The sequence below is a fragment of the Anaerosporobacter sp. genome (assembly GCF_031551385.1).
Classification (GTDB): domain Bacteria; phylum Bacillota; class Clostridia; order Lachnospirales; family Lachnospiraceae; genus Anaerosporobacter.
The window spans coordinates 1-4,283 of sequence record NZ_JAVBNS010000172.1 but is presented as its reverse complement, the minus strand read 5'-3'; the positions used below and the strand labels follow the sequence as shown (position 1 = coordinate 4,283).

Below are 4,283 nucleotides of genomic sequence, written 5' to 3'. Positions count from 1 at the left end.
AAAGCAAACCTACATATAATGAAGAGATAACAAGTAAGATAACAAGTGGATCTTCATCAGAAGGATCAACAGTGTCCGCAAATGATCGTGACGATTATTTTATAGAGGCAGGTAAATTCATTATAGAGAAAGATAAAGCGTCTATTGGTATGCTACAACGTGTCTATAAGATTGGATTTAACCGTGCAGCACGTATTATGGATCAGTTATACGAGGCAGGTGTTGTAGGACCAGAAGAGGGAACGAAGCCAAGAAAAGTTATTATGTCAGAAGAAGAGTTCGAGCAATATGTAGATGAGTACGTATAGGATGAGTATGTACGGATAGAGGAGAATAGTTATGAAGAGAGCGTGGTTAGTGACAAATGAATTTTTGAATACGGAAAAGTATTCGGAATTAAATATGTGGTTAGTGCGAGCTGCGCAATTATATAACATAGAATTAGTGGTAAAGACGAATGCAGAATTATTAGTTGATTTGAGTGATGATTCTGCCATTCGAAATATAGTAGAAATTGAGAGACCAGAGTTTGTTTTGTTCTGGGATAAAGATATTCGTTTGGCTAGTTTTCTTGAAAGTCTTTCTATCAAAGTTTATAATTCATCAAAAGCAATAGAAATATGTGATAATAAGGCGATGACACACATAGCATTAAATCAAAAGAATATAAAGATGCCTAAGACGATTATCGCTCCGATGACATATCCGAATATTGGTTTTACTAACTACGATTTTGTTGAAGTGATGAAAAAGCAGCTAACCTATCCAATCGTAGTAAAAGAATGTTTTGGGTCTTTTGGTCAGCAAGTATATCTTGCTCATGATGATTTTGAATTAATGGAATGTATGAAGAAGATTGGGGCAAAGCCATTTCTTTTTCAAGAATATGTGAAGTCGAGTTTTGCACGTGATATTCGTCTGAATGTTGTTGGCGATCAGGTTGTTGCTACGATGTACCGTTATTCTGATCATGGTGATTTTAGAGCAAACATATCAAATGGTGGTAAGATGAAGCAGTTTGAACCAACAAATCAACAGAAGCAGTTGGCGATCGATTGTGTAAAGGAATTAGGACTGGATTTTGCTGGAGTAGATTTATTGTTTGGTGAGAATGAAGAACCAATTGTATGTGAAGTTAATTCAAATGCACATTTTAAGAACATATACGATTGTACAGGAATAAATGTAGCGGAACATATAATGGGTTATATCTGTAAGAAGCAAAATCTGTTGTAGCTCTTAGGAACATAGAAGAAATCGTTATATTGTGATTGCTGAATTATTTACGGGAAAGGAAAATATATCATGATAGCTTGGATTTTATATGGACAAAAAGAAGCTGAATATAATAAACGCTATATAGAGATGTACCAAGAAGAAGGCAGAAAATTTGATATTACATTTGAGCTGATTATAGTAGAAAAGCTAGATTTTGGTATCCGAAATAATGAATGGTATATAGAATATCAAGATGAGCCTATTAAATTGCCTTCATTTGCAATAAATAGAGTGATATATCCTCTTCTTACGAAACACTTAGAATGTATGAGAATTCCTGTGTTTAATTCTTCTAAAGTAGCAAGAATCTGTAATGATAAGGCGAGCACATATCAAGAAATTGCGTCGCTTGGAATTGATATTGTGGATACTACATTTTGCAAGCAAGGAAATCTAAGCGAGAAACTAAGTAGAAGAACGGAAAAAACAGTTGTAAAAACCGTTGATGGACATGGAGGACAACAAGTATTCTTGGTTGATCCGTGTAATGCAGTTGAAGTAGAGGAAGTTGTTAGGAATACGTATTATCAAGATACTGTTTTGCAACCACTTGTAGGGAAAGAACATAAAGACTTGCGTGTATATGTAATTGGAAATACAATTATTACGGCAATTCTTAGAAAAGCAAAAGAAGGTTTTAAATCTAATTTTTCACTTGGTGGTGATGTTTGTGTATACGAGCTGAGCAAAGAGGAACGAGAAATTGTACATATGATAGTTGATTTGTTTCGTCCTGATATGGTTGGAATTGATTTTATCATCGGCGACAATGGAGAATTGATTTTTAATGAAGTTGAAGATGTGGTAGGAGCGAGAATGCTATACCAGTGTACAGATATTAACTTAGTAAAATTGTATATTGAACATATCTTAAATCATCTATAAGAGGGGGCTGAATTTGCATGAGTAAGCCTGGTAGTTTTCATTGGAAGAATAGGCGGCTGATTGTAGCTGTAATAATGATATTCGTGTGCAGTACATGTTTATGTTCCTGCGCGAAAGATAATGTATCGAATGAGAATCAAAAGAGTCTTAATGAGCAACCAGAATTGATGATTGAGGAAGAAGCAGAAGAATCAATATCAGTACATTTTCTTGATATTGGTAAAGCGGATTGCATATTGGTTAAGATTGGTGATAAAGCTGTTTTGATAGATTCGGGAACAAGTGAGAAAGCAAATGATATTGTTGCATATCTGAAGCAGCAAGGAGTGACAAAGTTAGAGTATGCTGTTGCTACTCATTGCGATAAAGATCATGTAGGGGGAATGAGTGCTGTTTTAAATGAATTTCCAACCGATGTATTGTTGATGTCCTCAAGAGGGAAGAGTACGAAACCATATAAAGCAATGATTGATACAGCCGTTCAGTTAGAAGTGACACAATTTATCCCAAAGGTTAATACCGTTTTCTATGTGGATGGTGTTAAATTCACAGTGCTAGCACCAGGAGATAAAGCAATGGCAGCTAAGACTGATAACGAGAGTTCTATTGTTCTTATGATGCAATATGGAGAAAAGAAATTTTTGTTCATGGGTGATGCAATGGAAGTATCGGAAAAAGAAATGCTATCAAGTGACTATAATTTACACGCAGATGTTATTAAAGTTGGTCATCATGGTAGCAAGAAGTGTTCCAGTGAGGAGTTTTTAGATACGGTAAATCCAGCGGTTGCGGTTATTACATGCGAGGAGGGTGATGGAACATCATTACCAGAGAAAAAAACATTAGAAGTAATTAGCCAACAGCATATAATGTTGTATCGAACAGACAGAGACGGTACGATTATTATGACAACGAATGGCATTGATATTAAGATAGAAAAGTCGAATAAGAATTGATGCGATACTGGACAATCTCATAGAAATAAGGTATAGTATACGATGATAATACGGCTAAAATAGAAAGAGAGAACGTTATGAATTTAGAAAGTACAAATAGTTTGAATTTAGAAGAGTTTTCTTCTGAAACAAAGCGTCAGTATCAATATATTGAAAATCTACAAAAATGGTATAATCAGAAAAAAGAAGAGCTAGGAAGACCATTAACTGCTTGTGTGCAATGTTTTGGTTGTCAGATGAATGCTAGAGATGCAGAAAAGATTGTTGGTATATTAGAGAAAATCGGTTATGAGATTGTAGAAACAGAAGAAGCGGATTTTGTAATCTATAATACGTGTACAGTTCGTGAGAATGCGAATTTAAAAGTATATGGTCGTTTAGGCTTCCTTAATAAATTAAAAAAGAAAAATCCTCATATGATGATTGCTCTATGCGGTTGTATGATGCAAGAGCAAGCTGTAGTTGATAAGATAAAGAAGAGCTATCGATATGTAGATATTATTTTCGGTACACATAATATATTCAAATTAGCAGAATTGATGCAAGCTAGATTAGAATCAAAAGGAATGATTATTGATATCTGGAAAGATACAACGGAAATCGTAGAAGACCTACCAAGTGAAAGAAAATACAGCTTTAAAGCTGGTGTTAATATTATGTTTGGTTGTAATAACTTCTGTAGTTACTGTATCGTTCCTTACGTTCGTGGACGTGAGAGAAGTCGTAACCCTGAGGATATTATCAAAGAAATCAAGGCACTTGTTGCAGATGGTGTTGTAGAGATTATGTTGCTTGGACAAAATGTTAACTCCTATGGAAAGAATTTAGAAACGCCAATGACATTTGCTATGTTACTTCAAGAAATTGAGAAAGTTGACGGACTTGAAAGAATTCGTTTTATGACACCTCATCCAAAAGATTTATCAGATGAAGTAATTGAGGTTATGAAAAATTCGAAAAAAATCTGTAAGCATATGCATTTACCTGTGCAATCGGGAAGTTCAAGAATCTTAAAGATTATGAATCGTCATTATACAAAAGAGCAATATCTTGATATGGTGGAACGCATTAAAATAGCGATGCCAGGGATTTCGTTTACAACAGATATTATTATTGGTTTTCCTGGTGAAACAGAGGAAGACTTTGAAGAGACACTTGATGTTG

Annotated in this window: 5 protein-coding genes; all 5 read left to right on the top strand. The window is 34.6% G+C overall.

All coding sequences use genetic code 11. The features are described 5' to 3' along the window. Positions 1–308: DNA translocase FtsK (locus RMR19_RS13955; protein ID WP_310604108.1), on the top strand; the 308-nt coding region annotated here is incomplete at its 5' end. Between the two features lie 31 nt (positions 309–339). After that, positions 340–1,236, top strand: coding sequence for an ATP-grasp domain-containing protein (locus RMR19_RS13950; RefSeq protein ID WP_310604107.1), 897 nt, complete (start codon positions 340–342; stop codon positions 1,234–1,236). A 69-nt stretch (positions 1,237–1,305) separates the two neighbouring features. Further along, a complete protein-coding gene (locus tag RMR19_RS13945; protein ID WP_310604106.1) occupies positions 1,306–2,163 on the top strand; it encodes an ATP-grasp domain-containing protein in 858 nt (285 codons plus the stop codon). A 17-nt stretch (positions 2,164–2,180) separates the two neighbouring features. Then, positions 2,181–3,119, top strand: coding sequence for a ComEC/Rec2 family competence protein (locus tag RMR19_RS13940; protein WP_310604105.1), 939 nt, complete (start codon positions 2,181–2,183; stop codon positions 3,117–3,119). Positions 3,120–3,196: 77 nt separating this feature from the next. Continuing rightward, positions 3,197–4,283, top strand: a 1,087-nt coding sequence (gene miaB / locus RMR19_RS13935; RefSeq protein WP_310604104.1) for a tRNA (N6-isopentenyl adenosine(37)-C2)-methylthiotransferase MiaB, incomplete at its 3' end; no start/stop codon positions are given.